The following is an 18844-nucleotide window of genomic DNA, read 5'->3' as shown; positions in this document are numbered from 1 at the left end:
TGTCGGGTGCTGGGCACGGGGTGCGTTCGGATGGTGGCGGTCCCAGTGTCTCAGCCCTTCTCCAGGTACTGCTCCCGTTCGTCGTCCACCAGGGCGTCCAGCGCCGTCCGCAGCCCCGGCATGCGGTCCAGGCCGGGATCGGCGGCGACCACCGCGACCGCCTCCTCGCGCGCCTCGGCGATGATCTCCTCGTCCTCGATGACGGCGAGCACCCGCAGGCTGGTGCGGGCACCGGACTGGGCCTGGCCGAGGACGTCGCCCTCCCGGCGCTGTTCCAGGTCGATACGGGACAGCTCGAAGCCGTCGAGGGTGGCGGCGACGGCGTTCAGCCGCTGGCGGGCCGCGCTCGCCTCGGGCATCTCGGTGACCAGCAGGCACAGTCCAGGGGCCGAGCCACGGCCGACACGGCCGCGCAACTGGTGCAGCTGGGAGACGCCGAAGCGGTCCGCGTCCATGATCACCATCGCCGTGGCGTTCGGGACGTTGACGCCGACCTCGATGACCGTCGTGGCCACCAGGACGTCGGTCTCGCCGGCCGCGAAACGGCGCATGACCGCGTCCTTGTCGTCGGGCGGCATCCGGCCGTGCAGGATCTCGACCTTCAGGCCGCGCAGCGGGCCCCTGCCGAGTCGGTCCGCGATGTCCAGGACGGCGAGCGGGGGCCGCTTCTCGGCCTCGTCCTCGGGCGACTTCGCGGCACTCGCCTTCTTCGGGTTCTCCGGGTTCTCCGGGTTCTCCGGGTTCTCCGGGTTCTTCGGGTCGTCGTCCTCGTCGCCGATCCGCGGGCAGACGACGTACGCCTGGTGCCCGCCCTCGACCTCCTCGCGCACCCGCTCCCAGGCGCGGGCCAGGAAGTGCGGCTTGTCGGCCGCCGGCACGACATGGCTGGCGATCGGCGAGCGCCCGGCGGGCAGTTGGTCGAGGACGGAGGTCTCCAGGTCGCCGAAGACCGTCATGGCGACGGTCCGCGGGATCGGCGTGGCGGTCATGACCAGCAGGTGCGGGGGCTGCTTCCCCTTGCCGCGCAGGGCGTCGCGCTGCTCCACGCCGAAGCGGTGCTGCTCGTCCACGACGACCAGCCCGAGGTCGTGGAACTGCACCTTGTCCTCGATCAGCGCGTGCGTGCCGATCACGATCCCGGCCTCCCCGGTCACCAGGTCGAGCAGCGCCTGCCGGCGGGCGGCGGCCCCCATGGAACCGGTGAGCAGCACCACCTTGGTGGCGTCGTCGGCACCGCCGAGCATCCCGCCCTCGGCCAGCTCGCCCATCATCTCCACGATGGAGCGGTGGTGCTGCTGGGCCAGCACCTCGGTCGGCGCGAGCATGGCGGCCTGGCCGCCCGCGTCGACGACGGCGAGCATGGCGCGCAGGGCGACCAACGTCTTGCCGCTGCCGACCTCGCCCTGGAGCAGCCGGTGCATGGGGTGTTCGGTGGCCAGGTCGTCGAAGATCTCCTTCGAGACCTTGCGCTGGCCGTCGGTGAGGGTGAAGGGCAGCCGCTCGTCGAAGACGGCCAGCAGGCCGTCGGGGGCGGGCCTGCGCGGGACGGCGGGCAGCAGGCTCTCGGCGTGCCGGCGGCGGGCCAGGGCGACCTGGAGGACGAACGCCTCGTCCCACTTGAGGCGGGCGCGGGCGTCGGCGATGTCCGCCTTGGTGTGCGGGCGGTGGATCTTGAGCAGGGCCTCGGGCAGCGGGACCAGACCGCGGCCCGCGCGCAGCGGCCCGGGCAGCGGGTCCACCGCGTCCTGGGCGCTGGGGAGCACCGTCTGCAGCGCCTTGCCGATCTTCCAGGACTCCAGCTTGGCGGTGGCCGGATAGATCGGGATCAGGGCGCCGGCCCAGGTCTCCACCGTCTCCGCGGCGTCGTCGTCGGCGCCGTGGAGCAGTTCGTACGCCGGATGGGCCAGCTGGAGCCGCCGGTTGAAGACGGAGACCTTGCCCGCGAACATCGCACGGGTGCCCGGCAGGAGTTCCTTGTGCGGCTTGTGCACGCCGTGGCCGAAGAAGACCAGCTGGAGCCGTCCGCTGCCGTCGGTGATGGTCACTTCGAGCCGCTGGCCCTTGCCGCGGGGGGCCTTGGCGGAGGCGAACGAGTGCAGGCGGGCGTCGGCGACCTGGGCGACCACCGTGACGTGCTCGTCCATCGGGAGATCGGCGAGGTGGGTGAGCTGCCCGCGCTCCTCGTATCTGCGGGGGTAGTGGTGCAGGAGGTCCCCGACGGAGTGCAGGCCGAGGTGCTCGGCCATCACCTTGGCGGTGGCGGGGCCGAGCACCGACTTCAGCGGTTGGTCCAGCGTTCGATTCGGTGGTTCTTCCAGTGCGGGCACGAGATCCATTGCACACCACGGCACTGACAAAGCGGCATACGTCCCGGGAAACCCCTGGCCGGGTGGCGGCACGGCGCGGAGGCAGGGGCGGCACGACGCCGGCCCCGGAGACCGGGGAGGCAGGGCCGGAAAGGCGGCTGGAAGTCCGGCCGCTGCCGGGCGGGGGGCCGCCCCGTCTCACTCCACGCCGATGAGGAGCAGCGCTCCCTGCCGTCCCCCGCGGTACACCACCGTGTCGACGGCGAGGTAGGACTCGCGCACGTGTGTCTCCAGCCGGTCGGCGACCGCGGCGGGCGCGTCGTCGCCGAGGACGATGGTGACCAGTTCCCCGCCGGCCTGGAGCATGCGGTCCAGGACGGCGACGGCGGTGCCGGTGACCTCCGAGCCGATCACCGCGACGTCGCCCTCGACGAGGCCGAGGACGTCACCGGCCTGGCAGATGCCGGCCATGGTCCAGGACTGCCGTTCGGCGACGGCGACCTCCGCGTAGCGGGTGGCGCCCGCGGCCGAGGTCATCTGGACCACGTCCTCGTCGAAGCGGCGCCGCGGCTCGTGCACGGCGAGCGCGGCGATCCCCTGCACGGCGGAGCGGGTCGGGATGAGTGCGACGCGGACGCCCTCGGCGCGGGCCTGCTCGGCCGCCGCGGCCGCGGTGTGCCGCAGTTCGCCGTCGTTCGGGAGCAGCACGACCTCACGCGCGTGGGCCCGCCGTACCGCCTCGACCAGTTCGCCGCTCGCCGGCGGCTCTCCCGGGCGGGCGAGCACGGTGGTGGCCCCGGCCTCGGTATACAGCCCGGCCAGGCCCTCGCCGGGCACGACGGCGACGAGGGCCCGCTGCACCCGTTCCCGGGGCGGCAGCTCACCCCCGTGGGCACGGACGTCGCCCTGGCCGAAGTGGGTGATCCGGATCCGGTACGGCCGCCCCGCCTCGACGCCCGCCTCCACGGCGGCGCCCGCGTCGTCGACGTGCACATGGACGTTCCACAGCCCGTCGCCGCCGACCACCACGAGGGAGTCACCGAGGCGGTCGAGCCTGGCCCGCAGCCGGTCCACGGCGGTGTCTGCGGCTTCCAGGAGATAGATCACCTCGTAGGCGGGCCCGCTCCGTTCCGCCCCGTCGCCGTGTCCGGTGTCCTCCCCGGCACCGGCCGGCAGGCACGCGTACGCGGGTGCGGGTGCGGGTGCGGGTGCGGCGGGAGGCTCGGCGCCGCTTTCGGGTGCCACACGCGCGTGCGGCCCGCGTATCGGGACGGCGGCGCCGGGCGCCTCCCCCGTGAACGTCTCCACCAGTGCCGCGAGGACGGCCACCAGACCGCTCCCTCCGGCGTCGACCACCCCGGCCCGCTCCAGGACGGCCAGCTGGCCCGGAGTGGCCGCCAGCGCCGCGCACGCGGCCGTATAGGCGGCCCGGGCCACCGCCTCGCAGTCGCCCTCGGCCGCATCGGCCGCCTCCGCCGCCGCCGAGGCGACCGAGAGCACGGTGCCCTCGACCGGGTGGGCCACGGCCAGGCGGGCGGAGTCGGCGGCCTGCCGCAGCGCGCGCCCGAGCCCCGCTCCGTCGGCACCGTCCGCCCCTGACCCGTCCGCCCGCGCGGACGGGTCGCCCGGGTCGCCCGGATCCACCGCCTGAGCCGCGGGAGTGGCAGCAGTGGCGGCACTCCTGGCGGGCACCGCACCGGTGGGCGCCCCGGCCGCGAGCACCTGTGCCATGCCGCGCAGCAGTTGCGCGAGGATCGTCCCGGAGTTGCCGCGCGCCCCGATGAGGGCCCCGTGCGCCATGGCGTGCACGGCCTCGGCGAGCGACGGCACCGCGCCCTCCCCCGCGCCCGCCTCGTACCCGGCGAACACCGCCTCGACGGCGGCCGCGGCCGATTCCACGGTCAGGTACAGGTTGGTCCCCGTGTCGCCGTCCGGCACCGGGTACACGTTGATCGCGTCGATCTCCTCGCGGGCCCGTCCCAGCGCCCGGAGCGCGTGACCGCACCAGCTGCGCACCGCGAGAGCATCGAGGAATGTCTGCGGCACCTGCGCCACCTGCGCCTCCCTGAGCCGGCCGGACGTGGACGCAGCGTAGACCCCGGAGCGTCGCCGGCCGGAGCAGGGCCGCAGGGGCCCTTGAGCTGCCATGGTAGTTTCGCCCCACGGACGCAGCCGTTGTATGCTGCTCCGGTTGCCCGATCCTGATCGGGCCATTCCCCTGGCAACGCCACTCAAGATCTTCGATCCATGGATCTCGATCTCCGGCAAGCCGGGATCAACCGTAAGTGCATCTGAAGTCTTTGGAGTGACCCGTGGCTGCCAACTGCGACGTCTGCGGCAAGGGGCCGGGCTTCGGCAACAAAATCTCGCACTCGCACCGCCGTACGCCCCGTCGCTGGAACCCGAACATCCAGCGTGTGCGTACCGTGGTCGGCGGGACGCCGAAGCGCGTGAACGCCTGCACCTCGTGCATCAAGGCCGGCAAGGTCTCGCGCTGACGCACCTCCCCCGCGCTCTGAACGGGCCGGGGGACCTCGTAGTGCGCGGCCATCGCCGGTTCGCCGCATCGAGCCGGTCCACCCGAGGGTGGACCGGCTTTTTGCCGTGCCCGCATGGTGGTGCGCCGTTGGACCGCCCGGCAGGCGCGTAGCGCCGTACGCCCGTTCCCCGGCGCCATACGCCCGTTCCCCGGCCCGGATCCCTGCCCGTACGACGAGGTCAGCCCGTCCGGAAGCGCCAGCCGTGGTCCACGGGCCCGATTCCCCGGCCCAGGGCGAACCCGGCCGCGATGGCCCCGGTGACGTACTCCTTGGCCTCGGTCACCGCCTCGGGCACGGGCAGCCCCTTCGCCAGCCCCGCCGCGATGGCGGACGCCAGCGTGCAGCCGGTGCCGTGCGTGTGCCGGTTGTCGTGCCGGGGCGCCCGCAGCCAGTGCTCACGCGTGCCGTCCGTGAGCAGGTCCACGGCGTCCCCGGCCAGGTGCCCGCCCTTGATCAGCACCCAGTCCGGTCCGTACGCCAGCACCGCCGCGGCGGCCTCGCGCATCCCGGACTCCGATGCGACGCGTACGCCGGTGAGTTGGGTCACCTCGTCGAGGTTCGGGGTGGCCACGGTCGCCAGCGGCAGCAGGGCCGTGCGCACCGAGTCCAGCGCCGAGGCGGCCAGCAGCGGATCGCCGTGCTTGGAGACCCCCACCGGGTCGACGACCAGGGGCGCGTCCGTGGCGCCGAGCAAGTCTGCGACCGTCTCGACGAGTTCGGCGGAGGCCAGCATCCCGGTCTTCACCGCCTGCACGCCGATGTCGTCGACGACGCTGCGGTACTGGGCCCGTACCGCCTCCGCCGGCAGTTCCCAGGCGGCCTGCACCCCGAGTGAGTTCTGCGCGGTGACCGCGGTGATCACGCTCATGCCGTGCACGCCCAGCGCCAGCATCGTCTTCAGGTCGGCCTGGATGCCCGCGCCCCCGCCGGAGTCGGAGCCGGCGACCGTCAGCACCCTGGGTGGCGCGCTCATGACTCGATGTCCCCGAAGTGGTCCCAGCCGCCCTTGCTGGTCCACGGCGCACCGTCGACCGTCACCCGGGGCAGCGCCGAGGGGTTGAGGACCTCGCCGATCACCTTCCAGCGGGCCGGGAGCTTCACGTCCGGCGGGAAGGTCGCCACGATCGCGTGGTCCTCTCCCCCGGTCAGCACCCACTGGAGCGGGTCGACGCCGACGGCCTGCCCGATGTCGTTCATCTGGGACGGTACGTCCATGGCGCCGGAGCGGACGTCGATGCGGACCTTGCTGGCCTCCGCGATGTGCCCGAGGTCGGCGATCAGCCCGTCGCTCACGTCGCACATCGCGGTCGCGCCCAGCGCGGCGGCGGCCGGACCCGCGTGGTAGGGCGGCTCGGGCCGCCGGTGGGCCTCGACGAAGGCGCGCGGCGAGCGGAAGCCGCGGGAGAGCACCGCGTACCCGGCGGCGGACCAGCCGAGCCAGCCGGCGACCGCGACCAGGTCGCCGGGCTGTGCGCCGGCCCGGGTCACCGGTTCCTGGTTGCGCAGATCACCGAGCGCGGTGATCGACACCGTGATCGTCTCGCCGCGCACCACGTCGCCGCCGACCACCGAGGCGCCGGCGACCTGGCACTCGTCGCGCAGTCCGTCCATCAGCTCGCTGGGCCAGGTGACCGGGAGTTCGGCGGGTACGACCAGGCCGAGCAGCAGGGCGGTGGGTACGGCGCCCATGGCCGCGATGTCGGCGAGGTTCTGCGCGGCGGCCTTGCGCCCCACGTCGTACGCGGTGGACCAGTCGCGCCGGAAGTGCCTCCCCTCCAGAAGGATGTCGGTGCTCGCCACCACCCGGCGGTCGGGGGCGGCGACCACCGCGGCGTCGTCACCGGGACCCACCCGGACCGCCGGTGTGGTCGTCAGGCGGGAGGTGAGCTCTCTGATGAGCCCGAATTCCCCCAGTTCACCGACAGTGCCCTTCATTGCCCTTTCGCCCCTTCTATACCTTTACGACCCGCTCGCACAGTATCTGCCCCCGCCCACCGGCGATCCGTCCGTGCCCACGCGCGCTCCGCCGCCGGCCTCGGTACCTCTGGTGCGGCCGTCAACCTCCGTCGCGCCTGCACCCCGGCGCGCGGGCCCTGGTCTGCGCGGGTCTCCCCGCGGCGAGCGGCGACGCGATACCGTGGCGTTCCTTTTCCCCACATGATCCTCGTCGCCGCCCTGGAGGTTCCGTGGTACAGGCGTACATCCTGATCCAGACAGAGGTCGGCAAAGCGTCGACCGTCGCCGAAACGATCAGCAAGCTCCCTGGAGTCATCCAGGCCGAGGACGTGACGGGACCCTATGACGTCATCGTGCGCGCGCAAGCCGACACCGTGGACGAACTGGGCCGCATGGTGGTCGCGAAAGTCCAGCAAGTGGACGGCATCACGCGCACGCTGACCTGCCCGATCGTGCATCTGTAGCCCCCGTCTACCCTTGGCCGGTGAACTTCTTCCGGCACCGGCCGCTCGGCCTGCCCGCGCTGGCCCTGCTGATCTCCGTCGCGAGCTGCTCCTCGGCAGACGACAGCGGCACCGTCGCGGTTCCCGGCCCGGACGCGAGGACGGCCGGACTGTGTCGGAACCTGGACAAGGCGCTGCCGCGGACGCTGGACGGGCGCAGCCGCAACGACCCCGAGCCCCGGTCCGCCTACACGGCGGGCTGGGGAAGCCCGGCGATCATACTGCGCTGCGGTGTCACCCGGCCGCCCAAGATGATCGACCCCAAGGTCGCCAAGGGCGACGACCCCGATGCGATCGGGGGCGGGGTGGACGGCGTGGACTGGCTGATGGAGCAGCAGTCCGACGGAACCTGGCGGTTCACCACGGCCAACCGCGAGGCGTATGTGCAGGTGACCCTGCCCAAGGGGAAGGACGGCCGGCAGAGTTCGCCGGTGCTCGTCGGCCTCGCGCCCGCCGTGAAGAAGGCGATCCCCGAGGGGATCGCCTCCATGACCTGAGGCCCCTCGCCCCCACAGGAGCGCCGGGAACCGCACGACCGGCCACGGCGCACCGCGGACAGCCGGCCACAGCGCACCGTGCACGGCCGGCGAGCCGCCACGGCCGCCTCGCCGGAGCCCTCCTGCCGCCGCATTTCTCCCGCGAAGGCCACCCGCGAAACCGTCCCGCCAGGACCTCCGGTGCCGCGTCAGCGCAGTCCCGTGCTGCGCCGCAGCGCCGCCTGCACCAGCAGCTCCACCAGTTCGGGGTAACTGACGCCGGACGCCTGCCACATCTGCGGGTACATCGAGATCGGCGTGAAGCCGGGCATGGTGTTGATCTCGTTGATCACGAACTCGCCGTCCTCGGTGACGAAGAAGTCCGCGCGGACCAGGCCCTCGCAGGAGGCCGCCTCGAACGCCGCCACCGCGAGCCGCTGCACCTCGGCGGTCTCCTCGGCGGTCAGCGGGGCGGGCACGATGCCGGGCGTGGAATCGATGTACTTCGCCTCGAAGTCGTAGTACGCATGCGCGTCCGGCGGCGGGATCTCGGCCGGCACGGAGGCCCGCGGCCCGTCCTCGAACTCCAGCACCCCGCACTCGATCTCGCGGCCCCGCAGCGCAGCCTCGACCAGGATCTTCGGGTCGTGCGCCCGGGCCTCTTCGATCGCCTCGTCGAGACCGGACAGCTCGTCGACCTTGGTGATGCCGATCGACGAACCCGCGCGCGCGGGCTTCACGAACAGCGGCCAGCCGTGCTCACCGGCGAAGTCGACGATCCGCTTGCGGGCGGCGGACTCCTCGCGCTCCCACTCCCGCGGCCGGATCACCAGGTAGGGGCCGACCTTCAGACCGAAGGAGGTGAAGACCCGCTTCATGTACTCCTTGTCCTGGCCGACGGCCGAGGCGAGCACGCCCGAACCCACGTAGGGAACACCGGACAGCTCCAGCAGCCCCTGCAGGGTGCCGTCCTCCCCGTACGGGCCGTGCAGCACCGGGAAGACCACGTCGACCTCGCCCAGCGCCTTGGGCACGGAGCCGGGCTCGCTGTAGACGACCTCGCGGCTGGCGGGATCGACGGGGAGCACCACCCCGCCCTCGCCCGACTCGGCAAGTTCCTCGACCTCGGGCGTACGGCGTTCGGCGATGGCCATGCGGTCCGGGTCGTCCGCGGTGAGCACCCAACGCCCCTCCCGCGTGATGCCGATCGGCAGCACGTCGTACTTCGTGCGGTCGATGGCCCGCAGCACCGCGCCCGCGGTGACCATGGAGATCCCGTGTTCGGAGCTGCGTCCGCCGAACACGACGGCCACACGCGGCTTGCGAGGCTGCTGCTCAGGGCTCTGGGGGAGGTTCTCGGTGCTCATATCGCGATGAGAGTACCGGTTGGTAGCGGCCGGAGACAGCGTCACCCCCGTACACAAACGGATCAAAAACCGGTTGGTCCGGTCATTTCCGTTCAGTGCCGTTCAACGCTGTTCAGTACTGTTCGGCCGTTCAGTGCTGTTCCGTGCGGTTCGGCACTGTTCGGCACTGTTCGGCCGTTCAGCGCTGTTCAGCGCCGCTCGGGCTTCGCGCTGCGCGACATCAGCTCCTTGAGCGCCACCGCCGGCGGCTTGCCCTCGTGCACGATGCCGACGACCGTCTCCGTGATGGGCATGTCGACGCCGTGCCGGCGGGCCAGATCCAGCACGGACTCGCAGGACTTGACCCCCTCGGCGGTCTGCTTGGTGACCGCGACGGTCTCCGCCAGCGTCATGCCCCTGCCCAGGTTGGTGCCGAAGGTGTGGTTGCGGGAGAGCGGCGAGGAGCACGTCGCCACCAGGTCGCCCAGACCGGCGAGTCCGGAGAAGGTCAGCGGATCGGCGCCGAGCGCCGCGCCGAGCCGGGTGGTCTCGGCGAGCCCACGCGTGATCAGCGAACCCTTGGCGTTGTCGCCGAGCCCCATGCCGTCGGCGATGCCCACGGCGAGGCCGATGACGTTCTTCACCGCACCGCCCAGCTCGCAGCCCACCACGTCGGTGTTGGTGTACGGGCGGAAGTACGGCGTGTGGCAGTGGGTCTGCAGCCGCCGGGCCACCGCCTCGTCGGTACAGGCGACGACGGCCGCCGCGGGCATCCGGGTGGCGATCTCACGCGCGAGGTTGGGGCCCGTGACCACGGCGATCCGGTCCCGGCCGACCTTGGCCACGTCCTCGATGACCTCGCTCATCCGCATCGTGGAGCCGAGTTCCACGCCCTTCATGAGCGAGACGAGGACGGTGCGGGGGGCCAGCAGCGGGGCCCAGTCGGCGAGGTTCTCGCGCAGCGTCTGCGCGGGCAGCGACAGCACCGTGAAGTCGGCACCGGCGGCGGCCTCGGCGGGATCGGTGGTGGCCCGCAGGTTTCTCGGCAGCTCGACGCCGGGATGGTAGTCGGGGTTGGTCCGTGCGGAGTTGATCGCCTCCGCGACCTCGGGGCGCCGGGCCCACAGGGTGACGTCGCACCCCGCGTCGGCCAGTACCACCCCGAACGCCGTACCCCACGAACCGGCGGTGAAGACCGCCGCCTTGACCGGCTCGCTCACTTGCCGCCGTCCCCTTCCCGAACTGTCTGCGGCTGCTTCTCCCCGACGGCCTGCGCCTGTGTCCTGCGCCGCTGCTCGATCCGCTCCCGGCGCGGATCGTACGGCGCCCCGGGCGCCTTCTCCCCGCGGATCTCCTCCAGCAGGCCGGTGACGGCAGCCATGATGACCTCGGTGGCCTCCTTGAGGACCTCCGCGGTCATCTCCTGGCCGTAGAAGCGCGACAGGTCCACCGGCGGGCCCGCGAGCACGTGGTGCGTCTTGCGCGGCAGCAGGTCGGGCTTCTTGGCGTACGGCGGCAGCAGTTCGTTGCAGCCCCACTGGGCGACGGGGACGACCGGGCACCTGGTCTGCAGGGCCACCCGCGCGGCGCCGGTCTTGCCGGTCATGGGCCAGCCGTCCGGGTCGCGGGTGAGGGTGCCCTCGGGGTAGAAGGCGACGCACTCACCGCGCTCCACCGCGTCGATCGCCGCCCGGAAGGCACTGAGCGCGTCGGTGCTCTCGCGGTACACGGGGATCTGCCCGGTACCGCGCATCATGGACCCGACGAAGCCCTTCTTGAACAGGCCACTCTTCGCCAGGAATCGCGGCACCCGTCCGGTGTTGTACTGATAGTGCGCGTAAGCGAAGGGATCGACGTGGGAATTATGATTCACCGCGGTGATAAATCCGCCCTCGGCCGGAATGTGTTCCATTCCGCGCCAGTCCCGCTTGATCAGAACCACCAGCGGTGGTTTGCAGATCACCGCGGCCAAGCGATACCAGAAGCCGATTCTGCGGCGGGACACACGGACACCTTCCTCTAGGGCCTGGGGAGCCGCACAAGTGTCGCTCCGGGCGGCCTGTCTGTCGAGGACACCGTACGCCCCGCTTCCCCGGCCTTCGGCCGACGCGGTTGACAATGGCCGCGACGAGAGAGGAACGATACGTCAGTGCAGTGGACCTTGGTCATCCCCGTGAAGTCCTTGGCACTGGCCAAGAGCAGGCTCGCGGACACCGCCGCGGACGGGCTGCGCCCGGGGCTGGCCCTCGCGTTCGCGCAGGACACGGTGGCGGCCGCGCTGGCCTGCGAGGCGGTACGGGATGTGGCGGTCGTCACGGACGACGCGCTGGCCGGCCGGGAACTCGCGGCGCTCGGCGCCCGGATCGTCCCGGACGAACCCGGCGGCGGATTGAACGCCGCCCTGGCGCATGCGGCCGGGGTGGTACGGGCCTCGGACGCGGGGTCCGCGGTGGCGGCGCTGAACGCCGATCTGCCCGCCCTGCGCACGCCGGAATTGTCCCGGGTACTGGAGGCCGCAACGGAATTCCCGCGCGCTTTTCTCCCGGATGCGGCCGGAGTCGGCACGACTCTGCTGACGGCGGCCCCGGGCCTGGAATTGCTCCCGGCTTTCGGCGTCGATTCCCGCGCCCGGCACCGTGCCTCGGGCGCGGTGGAACTCCAGCTGGACGCGGTGGACTCGGTACGGCAGGACGTGGACACCGGCGACGACCTGCGCGCGGCGCTGGCGCTGGGGGTGGGCCCGCGCACCTCGGCCGCGACCGCGCGGCTGCTGATCCCCGGGCAGTAGGCTGCCGCCATGCAGGCGACCGCGTACACCTACGACCCCGGGACCCGCAGCGGGCAGGTACTGCTGGACGACGGCACCCCGGTGCCCTTCGACGCGCCGGCGTTCGACGCGGGCGGGCTGCGGCTGCTGCGTCCCGGACAGCGGGTACGGATCGAGACGGAACCGGCGGACGGCACCGGGCCCGGCCTGCGGATCACCCTGGTGACCCTCCAGACCCTCTGAGCGGCGAAAAAGCCCGTCCAAGGGCCCACAGCCGCCCCAGAGGCGTACCGGCGCACACCTGCCCCACGGACATCCGGGTGGCTCACACCTGCCCCAGGCACACGGGCTCACACCTGTCCCGGCTGGTGTTCACACCTGCCCCAGGGTTCCCGCGGGCCCCACCGCCCGCCAGAGCCCCGTAAGTCCCCCGAGCCGCTCAGGCATCCCGCCCGCACGGAATCGCAGAGCCCTCGGCCATCCCGGCCTCACAGACGCGTCATGGCACTCCGCCCCCGCCTCCGACCCCTCCGACCACGCCAGACCCGAGGCCCCTCCCGTCTCCCGGCGCCAGATTCCCCAGGCCACGCCCCGGCCCCAGCCCCGACCCCAGCCCCGGCAAGACGCCCGGACCACGGAACACACCGCGGGCCGGGCTCCCGAGGGAGTCCGGCCCGGCGTGTGAGTGCCCCGTGCGCCTGCGCCTAGCGGGCGGTGGCCTTCTTGGCGGTGGTCTTGCGGCCCGTCGACTTCTTGGCCGGGGCCTTCTTGGCCGTGACCTTCTTCGCGGGGGCCTTCTTCGCCACCGTCTTCTTGGCCGTGGCCTTCTTCGCCGTGGCCTTCTTGGCGGCCGCGGTCGTCTTCTTGGCCGTCGCCTTCTTGGCGGCCGCGGTCGTCTTCTTGGCGGTGACCTTCTTGGCGGTGACCTTCTTCGCGGGGGCCTTCTTCGCCGCCGCCTTCTTGGCCGTGGCCTTCTTGGCCGCTGCCTTCTTGACCGTCGCGGAAGCACCGCCGGTCAGGCTGCCCTTGGGCGCCTTCTTGACGGAGACCTCACCGCTGCGCGGGAGCTTCTTCGAGCCGCTCACCAGGTCTTTGAAGCCCTGACCGGCACGGAAACGCGGTACCGAGGTCTTCCTGACCCGAACCCGCTCGCCCGTCTGGGGGTTGCGGGCGTAACGGGCCGGACGGTCCACCTTCTCGAAGGACCCGAATCCGGTGACCGAGATCCGGTCGCCCGCGACCACGGCGCGGACGACGGCGTCCAGGACCGCGTCGACAGCATCGGCGGCCTGCTGGCGGCCACCCATCTTGTCGGCAATCGCTTCTACGAGCTGCGCCTTGTTCACGTCTTCCCCTTCGGAGACATCGCCAGAACGAAAGTGTTCAAGCTTTTTCGCACGTTAGGCAGATATATACCGCAAATCAAACACGAAACGGGCTAATCACCCTTGTGCCGCAACGGACTCGGCCCTCTCGGGCCGGTTCAGCGTTCCCCTTCGGGGATTCGCCCCGCGTCGAGGTCCTCGGTGAACCGGTCGAGCCGCCTTGCCGCGTCGGCGAGATCGTGCTTGGCCGCGGCCGTAATGACCAGCAGCTTCCGGGTCAGCGCCATCCGTACGCCCTCCGGGACTTGCAGTGCGCGCACCTTTGCGTGCGCTTCCTTCAGTTGGTCCGCGACCGCCGCATAGAGCTGGAGTTGGCCGTCGTGTTCCATGCACAGATTGTGCCATCTGGGGCGAGTTGTCGCCTGCCCAGGGGGCAACTGGCGCCGCCCGCGGCGCTCCGCGGGCCCCTTGGGAGGAGCTGCCCGGATGCCCGCCTACCCCAGTAATCACCCACCTAACGTGGGGAGTTGGCACGACTTCCGGAAGCGGCCGGGGCCGTTCGGGTGCAGACATGGCTGTACCCCCAATCGTGGCGATCGGGGGTACAGAGGGGGTGTTGCGGTGGCCGAAACTCGACCTCTTGGGGGCCGGAGGGTCAGACCTTCAGCGTCCGCGGCTTGTGGGCGGGCCGCTTCGTCTCGTACGCGGCGATGTCGGCCTCGTTCCGGAGGGTGATCGAGATGTCGTCCAGGCCGTTCAGCAGCCGCCAGCGGGAGTTCTCGTCCAGCTCGAAGGCGGCCGTGACGCCCTCGGCGCGCACCTCGCGGCGCTCCAGGTCGACAGTGATCCCGGCCTCGGGGTCCCGCTCGGTCAGCTCCCACAGCGCGTCCACGGTCGACTGCTCCAGCACCACGGTGAGCAGGCCGTTCTTCAGTGAGTTGCCACGGAAGATGTCGGCGAACCGGGCGGAGATCACGGCCTTGAAGCCGTAGTTCTGCAACGCCCAGACGGCGTGCTCACGGGACGAGCCGGTGCCGAAGTCGGGGCCGGCGACCAGGACGGTGGCGCCCTGCCGCTCAGGACGGTTGAGCACGAACTCCGGGTCCTTGCGCCAGGCCTCGAACAGCCCGTCCTCGAATCCGTCCCGGGTGACCTTCTTGAGCCAGTGAGCAGGGATGATCTGGTCGGTGTCGACGTTGCCGCGGCGCAGCGGGACGGCCCGGCCGGTGTGCGTGGTGAATGCTTCCATGATCCTCAGCGACTCTCAGACTTCGGCGGGCGTACGGGTGTCGGTGCCGGACAGGTCGGCGGGGGACGCCAGGTGGCCCAGGACCGCCGTCGCGGCCGCGACCTGCGGCGATACCAGATGGGTACGGCCGCCCTTGCCCTGCCGGCCCTCGAAGTTGCGGTTGGAGGTGGACGCGGAGCGCTCACCCGGGGCCAGCTGGTCGGGGTTCATGCCCAGGCACATCGAGCAGCCCGCGTGCCGCCATTCGGCCCCGGCCTCCTTGAAGACCACGTCCAGACCTTCGGAGACGGCCTGCAGACCCACCCGCGCGGAGCCCGGGACGACCAGCATCCGTACGCCGTCGGCGACTTTGCGGTCCTTGAGGATGCCCGCGGCGGCGCGCAGGTCCTCGATGCGCCCATTGGTGCAGGAGCCTACGAAGACGGTGTCCACCTGGATGGAGCGCAGCGTCTGTCCGGCCTCCAACCCCATGTATTCCAGGGCCTTTTCGGCGGCCAGCCGCTCCGAAGCGTCTTCGTACGAAGCCGGGTCGGGGACGGACGCCGAAAGCGGGGCGCCCTGGCCCGGGTTGGTGCCCCAGGTGACGAACGGTGCCAGTTCGTCCGCGTGGATGACGACCTCGGCGTCGAAGACCGCGTCCTCGTCGGTGTGCAGCGTCTTCCAGTACGCCACCGCGGCGTCCCAGTCGGCGCCCTCGGGGGCGTGCGGGCGGTCCCTGAGGTAGGCGAAGGTGGTCTCGTCGGGAGCGATCATGCCCGCGCGGGCGCCGGCCTCGATCGACATGTTGCAGATGGTCATCCGGGCCTCCATCGAGAGCTTCTCGATAGCGCTGCCGCGGTACTCCAGGATGTAGCCCTGGCCGCCGCCGGTGCCGATCTTCGCGATGATCGCCAGGATCAGGTCCTTGGCGGCCACGCCCTCGGGCAGCTCGCCGTCGACCGTGATCGCCATGGTCTTCGGGCGGGCCAGGGGCAGCGTCTGGGTGGCCAGCACGTGCTCCACCTGGGAGGTGCCGATGCCGAACGCCAGCGCGCCGAAGGCGCCGTGCGTGGAGGTGTGGGAGTCGCCGCAGACGACCGTCGTACCGGGCTGGGTCAGGCCCAGCTGCGGGCCGACGACGTGCACCACGCCCTGCTCGACGTCGCCCAGCGGGTGCAGCCGCACCCCGAAGTCGGCGCAGTTCTTGCGCAGCGTCTCCAGCTGGGCGCGGGAGACCGGGTCCGCGATGGGTTTGTCGATGTCGAGGGTCGGAGTGTTGTGGTCCTCGGTCGCGATGGTGAGGTCGAGGCGGCGCACCGTGCGCCCGCTCTGCCTGAGGCCGTCGAACGCCTGCGGACTGGTGACCTCGTGCAGCAGGTGCAGATCGATGAAGAGGAGGTCGGGCTCGCCCTCTGCGCGCCGGACGACGTGATCGTCCCAGACCTTCTCCGCGAGTGTCCTACCCATCGCTTTCCCTCCGGCCGGCAGTGCTGCACCGGCCCAACTAGAGATTCCTGTGGAAACCGCGCCCGCGCCCCTGTCCTTCGGGCGTCCGTCGCCGGGCCCGCCGGACCGCAGGCCGCTGTGTATTCCAGAGTCGCGCGTTCCACCGGAAATTGAACTTGCGTTTCACAGAGTGAGACGCAAGTATCGTTGCATGGACAACAGTAGCGGCGTCGGCGTTCTGGACAAGGCGGCCCTCGTCCTGAGCGCTCTGGAGTCCGGTCCGGCCACCCTCGCGGGTCTGGTCGGCGCCACCGGACTGGCACGACCCACGGCCCACCGGCTGGCCGTAGCGCTGGAACACCACCGCATGGTGGCACGCGACATGCAGGGCCGCTTCATCCTCGGCCCGCGGCTGGCGGAGCTGGCCGCGGCGGCGGGCGAGGACCGCCTGCTGGCGACGGCCGGCCCGGTGCTCACGCATCTGCGGGACCTCACCGGCGAGAGCGCGCAGCTCTACCGGCGCCAGGGTGACATGCGCATCTGTGTGGCCGCCGCGGAGCGCCTGTCCGGACTGCGGGACACCGTCCCGGTCGGTTCCACGCTCACGATGAAGGCGGGCTCGTCCGCACAGATCCTGCTGGCCTGGGAGGAACCGGAGCGCCTGCACCGCGGACTCCAGGGCGCCCGTTTCACGGCGACGGCTCTGTCGGGGGTGCGGCGCCGCGGCTGGGCCCAGTCCATCGGCGAGCGCGAGCCGGGCGTGGCGTCCGTCTCCGCGCCCGTGCGCGGCCCCTCGAACCGTGTGGTGGCCGCCGTGTCCGTCTCCGGCCCCATCGAGCGCCTCAGCCGGCACCCGGGCCGGATGCACGCCCAGGCGGTCATCGACGCCGCCGCGCGCCTGTCCGAGGCCCTGCGCCGCTCCGGCTGAGCCCGCCGACCAGGCCGTACGGATACGCGCGGGAACGTACGGGTGTGTTCCAGGAGGGGCGGCCGCAACGCCACGGCAGCCCCTCCCCCGCCCCGCGGAGCACCTGCTCCGCCGGCTGACGGAACGTCGAACTGCCCGTGTCCGACGCCCGGTTGACGTACGAGCCGACGGGCACGGACGGAGCGGAACCGGCGCCCGCGGCGGTACGGCTCAGCAGGCTCCGGCCGGACGCCGCGACCCGGGTGACACCCCCGCAAGACATGACGAAGGGCCCGCCACCGAGGTGACGGGCCTTTCGTACCGAGTACCCCCGACCGGATTCGAACCGGCGCTACCGCCTTGAGAGGGCGGCGTGCTAGGCCGCTACACAACGGGGGCGAGGATCTTGCGTTTCCGCAGATCCGAGCTGGTCTACCTGGACTCGAACCAAGACTAACTGAACCAGAATCAGTCGTGCTGCCAATTACACCATAGACCAATGATGGTTTAGACCAATCAGTACCCCCGACCGGATTCGAACCGGCGCTACCGCCTTGAGAGGGCGGCGTGCTAGGCCGCTACACAACGGGGGCCCTAGCGTCCCAGAATGATCAGGACAGTACCCCCGACCGGATTCGAACCGGCGCTACTGCCTTGAGAGGGCAGCGTGCTAGGCCGCTACACAACGGGGGCTCTGCGGATGAGATCCGCACCTGCAGATGAGCTCTGCGAGCTGGCCTACCTGGACTCGAACCAAGACTAACTGAACCAGAATCAGTCGTGCTGCCAATTACACCATAGGCCACTGGAACGCAAGCCCCTGAGGGGATCTTGTTCTAGTTATGCGCCCGGATCCTTGGCCTTCCGGCCCGCTCTCCGCGGCGCAGGAAGAACATTACCCGAAGCTGGACGGGGCTCCAAAACGAGTATCGGCGCGCAGGATCGGGGGGAGTTCGGCCAGAGAGGAGATCCGACGGGCCGCGGCGACGGCGGTGTCACCGGCCGGCTCCCCGACGCGGTCGATCCACACGGACAGCAAACCGGCCTCGGCCGCGCCCCGTCCGTCGATCTCCGGATGGTCGCCGACGTACGCCACCTCGTGGGGCGGCAGTTCCAGGGCCGCGCAGGCCGCCAGGAACGCCGCGCCCGCGGGTTTGGAGACGCCGAGTTCCGCCGCGCACAGCACCGCCTCGAACCGGTCGCGGACACCGAGCGCGCGCAGTTTCGGGTCCTGGACCCGGAGGCTCGAATTGGACAGCACCGCGTGCCGGTGGCTCGCGGCGAGGGCGTCGAGGACGGGCAGCACGTCCGGGAACAGGCTCCAGGCGGCTTCGTAGTGCCGGACATAGCGCAGGAACCAGGACTCGGCCTCGTCGTCGGTCAGCTCCGCGCCCAGGAACATCCGCACCCGGTCCCGGCGCTGTTCCTCGAAGCCGACCTCGCCGGAGCCGAACCGCGCCCACTGCAGGTCGGTGATCTCCCGCCAGTGCACGAGGGCCTGCTCCGCGCTGTCGTACCTGTGGAGCAGGCCCTCGGCGGCCAGGTGCGCGTGCATTCCGGCCCGGTCGGCAGACGTGTAGTCGAACAGCGTGTCGTCCACGTCCCAGACCACGGCTCGGATGCTCATGGGGCGACGGTAACGCGGGGGCCGTGCCCGCGTCTGCACTTCCGGCGTCCGGGGGATCGCGGATGCCGTAGCTTGGACGGACCGACGAGCGAAAGACCGAGCCACAGCCATGACCGAGTACCGCGTCCAGTTCACCGTCGAGGCCCGAGCCGCGTACGACGGACTGCCTGCCGAACGCCGGGCCCAGTTGGACAGGGCCGTGCGCATACTCGCCCGTGATCCTTTCCGCAAGACGTCGACGGCCCAGCTGGGACCGGACGAGCACCTGCGCAAGGCGTACGTGGCCCCCGGCGTGCTGCTGGAGTACATGGTGGCCGGCGCGATCATGGTCGTCGTGGTGCTGGAGATCTTCGACGAGAGCCACTATCTGATCGACGAGACCGACGCGCAGTGACCGGCGCCGAGGGGCGGCACCCG

19 protein-coding genes and 5 tRNA genes are annotated in these 18844 nt (G+C 71.5%); 7 read left to right on the top strand and 17 right to left on the bottom strand.

The genetic code is table 11. The features are described from left to right. Positions 1 to 50 precede the first annotated feature (50 nt). Both recG and ACFYPJ_RS29360 read right to left on the bottom strand, forming a co-directional pair. Complete coding sequence (gene recG, locus ACFYPJ_RS29365) at positions 51 to 2336, bottom strand: ATP-dependent DNA helicase RecG (RefSeq protein WP_389023477.1); 2286 nt, start codon at positions 2334 to 2336, stop codon at positions 51 to 53. 168 nt (positions 2337 to 2504) lie between these two features. Next, positions 2505 to 4361: a DAK2 domain-containing protein gene (locus ACFYPJ_RS29360; RefSeq protein ID WP_389023474.1), complete on the bottom strand. Its 1857-nt coding sequence runs from the start codon at positions 4359 to 4361 to the stop codon at positions 2505 to 2507. Positions 4362 to 4618: 257 nt separating this feature from the next. On the opposite strand from ACFYPJ_RS29360, the gene rpmB reads away from it, so the two are divergent. Beyond that, a complete protein-coding gene (gene rpmB, locus ACFYPJ_RS29355; RefSeq protein ID WP_389023471.1) occupies positions 4619 to 4804 on the top strand; it encodes a 50S ribosomal protein L28 in 186 nt (61 codons plus the stop codon). 220 nt (positions 4805 to 5024) lie between these two features. On the opposite strand, the gene thiD is transcribed toward rpmB, so the two are convergent. Together thiD and ACFYPJ_RS29345 are read right to left on the bottom strand one after the other, a co-directional pair. Then, positions 5025 to 5819, bottom strand: a complete 795-nt coding sequence (gene thiD, locus ACFYPJ_RS29350) for a bifunctional hydroxymethylpyrimidine kinase/phosphomethylpyrimidine kinase (protein ID WP_389023468.1) — start codon at positions 5817 to 5819, stop codon at positions 5025 to 5027. Next, positions 5816 to 6781: a thiamine-phosphate kinase gene (locus tag ACFYPJ_RS29345; protein WP_389023465.1), complete on the bottom strand. Its 966-nt coding sequence runs from the start codon at positions 6779 to 6781 to the stop codon at positions 5816 to 5818. The genes thiD and ACFYPJ_RS29345 overlap by 4 nt, the downstream gene beginning before the upstream one ends. Positions 6782 to 7032: 251 nt before the next feature. Between ACFYPJ_RS29345 and ACFYPJ_RS29340 the strand changes: the two genes are divergently transcribed. Then, positions 7033 to 7266, top strand: a complete 234-nt coding sequence (locus ACFYPJ_RS29340; protein ID WP_376533245.1) for an Lrp/AsnC family transcriptional regulator — start codon at positions 7033 to 7035, stop codon at positions 7264 to 7266. A gap of 20 nt (positions 7267 to 7286) precedes the next feature. After that, entirely contained in the window at positions 7287 to 7802 is a 516-nt protein-coding gene (locus ACFYPJ_RS29335) for a DUF3515 domain-containing protein (RefSeq protein ID WP_389023462.1), read from the top strand. Between the two features lie 188 nt (positions 7803 to 7990). On the opposite strand, the gene ACFYPJ_RS29330 is transcribed toward ACFYPJ_RS29335, so the two are convergent. The 3 genes from ACFYPJ_RS29330 to ACFYPJ_RS29320 form a co-directional block, all read right to left on the bottom strand. Further along, positions 7991 to 9148 (bottom strand): D-alanine--D-alanine ligase family protein, encoded by a 1158-nt coding sequence (locus tag ACFYPJ_RS29330; protein WP_389023459.1) that lies wholly within the window; start codon positions 9146 to 9148, stop codon positions 7991 to 7993. A 188-nt stretch (positions 9149 to 9336) separates the two neighbouring features. Next, positions 9337 to 10347: an NAD(P)H-dependent glycerol-3-phosphate dehydrogenase gene (locus ACFYPJ_RS29325; RefSeq protein ID WP_389023456.1), complete on the bottom strand. Its 1011-nt coding sequence runs from the start codon at positions 10345 to 10347 to the stop codon at positions 9337 to 9339. After that, positions 10344 to 11132 (bottom strand): lysophospholipid acyltransferase family protein, encoded by a 789-nt coding sequence (locus ACFYPJ_RS29320; RefSeq protein ID WP_389023454.1) that lies wholly within the window; start codon positions 11130 to 11132, stop codon positions 10344 to 10346. The genes ACFYPJ_RS29325 and ACFYPJ_RS29320 overlap by 4 nt, the downstream gene beginning before the upstream one ends. Positions 11133 to 11276: 144 nt before the next feature. On the opposite strand from ACFYPJ_RS29320, the gene cofC reads away from it, so the two are divergent. Together cofC and ACFYPJ_RS29310 are read left to right on the top strand one after the other, a co-directional pair. Beyond that, entirely contained in the window at positions 11277 to 11915 is a 639-nt protein-coding gene (gene cofC / locus ACFYPJ_RS29315) for a 2-phospho-L-lactate guanylyltransferase (protein WP_389023451.1), read from the top strand. Between the two features lie 9 nt (positions 11916 to 11924). Next, the gene (locus ACFYPJ_RS29310) at positions 11925 to 12137 is read left to right on the top strand and encodes a hypothetical protein (protein ID WP_389023447.1); all 213 of its coding nucleotides are present in this window, start codon (positions 11925 to 11927) and stop codon (positions 12135 to 12137) included. Between the two features lie 461 nt (positions 12138 to 12598). Here ACFYPJ_RS29310 and ACFYPJ_RS29305 read toward each other — a convergent pair whose 3' ends face one another. The 4 genes from ACFYPJ_RS29305 to leuC form a co-directional block, all read right to left on the bottom strand. Then, a complete protein-coding gene (locus ACFYPJ_RS29305) occupies positions 12599 to 13240 on the bottom strand; it encodes an HU family DNA-binding protein (RefSeq protein WP_389023444.1) in 642 nt (213 codons plus the stop codon). Between the two features lie 137 nt (positions 13241 to 13377). Then, on the bottom strand, positions 13378 to 13608 hold the full coding sequence (locus ACFYPJ_RS29300) for a hypothetical protein (protein ID WP_389023441.1): 231 nt from the start codon (positions 13606 to 13608) through the stop codon (positions 13378 to 13380). A 266-nt stretch (positions 13609 to 13874) separates the two neighbouring features. Continuing rightward, positions 13875 to 14468 (bottom strand): 3-isopropylmalate dehydratase small subunit, encoded by a 594-nt coding sequence (gene leuD / locus ACFYPJ_RS29295; protein ID WP_389023438.1) that lies wholly within the window; start codon positions 14466 to 14468, stop codon positions 13875 to 13877. A gap of 15 nt (positions 14469 to 14483) precedes the next feature. After that, on the bottom strand, positions 14484 to 15914 hold the full coding sequence (leuC, locus tag ACFYPJ_RS29290) for a 3-isopropylmalate dehydratase large subunit (RefSeq protein ID WP_389023435.1): 1431 nt from the start codon (positions 15912 to 15914) through the stop codon (positions 14484 to 14486). 190 nt (positions 15915 to 16104) lie between these two features. Between leuC and ndgR the strand changes: the two genes are divergently transcribed. Further along, positions 16105 to 16821: an IclR family transcriptional regulator NdgR gene (gene ndgR, locus ACFYPJ_RS29285; protein ID WP_389023432.1), complete on the top strand. Its 717-nt coding sequence runs from the start codon at positions 16105 to 16107 to the stop codon at positions 16819 to 16821. Between the two features lie 305 nt (positions 16822 to 17126). Here the strand turns inward: ndgR and ACFYPJ_RS29280 are convergent. From ACFYPJ_RS29280 to ACFYPJ_RS29255, 6 genes are all read right to left on the bottom strand, one after another. After that, a tRNA-Glu gene (locus ACFYPJ_RS29280) sits at positions 17127 to 17199 on the bottom strand. A gap of 28 nt (positions 17200 to 17227) precedes the next feature. Further along, positions 17228 to 17299 (bottom strand) — tRNA-Gln (locus ACFYPJ_RS29275). Between the two features lie 21 nt (positions 17300 to 17320). After that, a tRNA-Glu gene (locus ACFYPJ_RS29270) sits at positions 17321 to 17393 on the bottom strand. Between the two features lie 27 nt (positions 17394 to 17420). Next, positions 17421 to 17493 (bottom strand) — tRNA-Glu (locus ACFYPJ_RS29265). 40 nt (positions 17494 to 17533) lie between these two features. Further along, positions 17534 to 17605, bottom strand: a tRNA-Gln gene (locus ACFYPJ_RS29260). A 90-nt stretch (positions 17606 to 17695) separates the two neighbouring features. Next, positions 17696 to 18427: an HAD family hydrolase gene (locus ACFYPJ_RS29255; RefSeq protein ID WP_389023429.1), complete on the bottom strand. Its 732-nt coding sequence runs from the start codon at positions 18425 to 18427 to the stop codon at positions 17696 to 17698. 109 nt (positions 18428 to 18536) lie between these two features. On the opposite strand from ACFYPJ_RS29255, the gene ACFYPJ_RS29250 reads away from it, so the two are divergent. Continuing rightward, complete coding sequence (locus tag ACFYPJ_RS29250) at positions 18537 to 18821, top strand: type II toxin-antitoxin system RelE/ParE family toxin (RefSeq protein ID WP_389023426.1); 285 nt, start codon at positions 18537 to 18539, stop codon at positions 18819 to 18821. Positions 18822 to 18844: the final 23 nt, after the last annotated feature.

Source organism: Streptomyces sp. NPDC006012 (assembly GCF_042871185.1).
In the GTDB taxonomy this organism is placed as follows: domain Bacteria; phylum Actinomycetota; class Actinomycetes; order Streptomycetales; family Streptomycetaceae; genus Streptomyces.
The sequence above is the reverse complement of the archived record's forward strand: the minus strand, read 5'-3'. Positions and strand labels throughout refer to the sequence as shown.

Bases quoted from the DNA above. Each gene is read 5' to 3' on its own strand.
- thiD (WP_389023468.1), bottom strand. From the start codon at position 5,819: ATGAGCGCGCCACCCAGGGTGCTGACGGTCGCCGGCTCCGACTCCGGC.
- ACFYPJ_RS29300 (WP_389023441.1), bottom strand. From the start codon at position 13,608: ATGGAACACGACGGCCAACTCCAGCTCTATGCGGCGGTCGCGGACCAA.
- ACFYPJ_RS29330 (WP_389023459.1), bottom strand. From the start codon at position 9,148: ATGAGCACCGAGAACCTCCCCCAGAGCCCTGAGCAGCAGCCTCGCAAG.
- ndgR (WP_389023432.1), top strand. From the start codon at position 16,105: ATGGACAACAGTAGCGGCGTCGGCGTTCTGGACAAGGCGGCCCTCGTC.
- ACFYPJ_RS29250 (WP_389023426.1), top strand. From the start codon at position 18,537: ATGACCGAGTACCGCGTCCAGTTCACCGTCGAGGCCCGAGCCGCGTAC.
- leuD (WP_389023438.1), bottom strand. From the start codon at position 14,468: ATGGAAGCATTCACCACGCACACCGGCCGGGCCGTCCCGCTGCGCCGC.
- ACFYPJ_RS29345 (WP_389023465.1), bottom strand. From the start codon at position 6,781: ATGAAGGGCACTGTCGGTGAACTGGGGGAATTCGGGCTCATCAGAGAG.
- recG (WP_389023477.1), bottom strand. From the start codon at position 2,336: ATGGATCTCGTGCCCGCACTGGAAGAACCACCGAATCGAACGCTGGAC.
- ACFYPJ_RS29310 (WP_389023447.1), top strand. From the start codon at position 11,925: ATGCAGGCGACCGCGTACACCTACGACCCCGGGACCCGCAGCGGGCAG.
- leuC (WP_389023435.1), bottom strand. From the start codon at position 15,914: ATGGGTAGGACACTCGCGGAGAAGGTCTGGGACGATCACGTCGTCCGG.
- ACFYPJ_RS29255 (WP_389023429.1), bottom strand. From the start codon at position 18,427: ATGAGCATCCGAGCCGTGGTCTGGGACGTGGACGACACGCTGTTCGAC.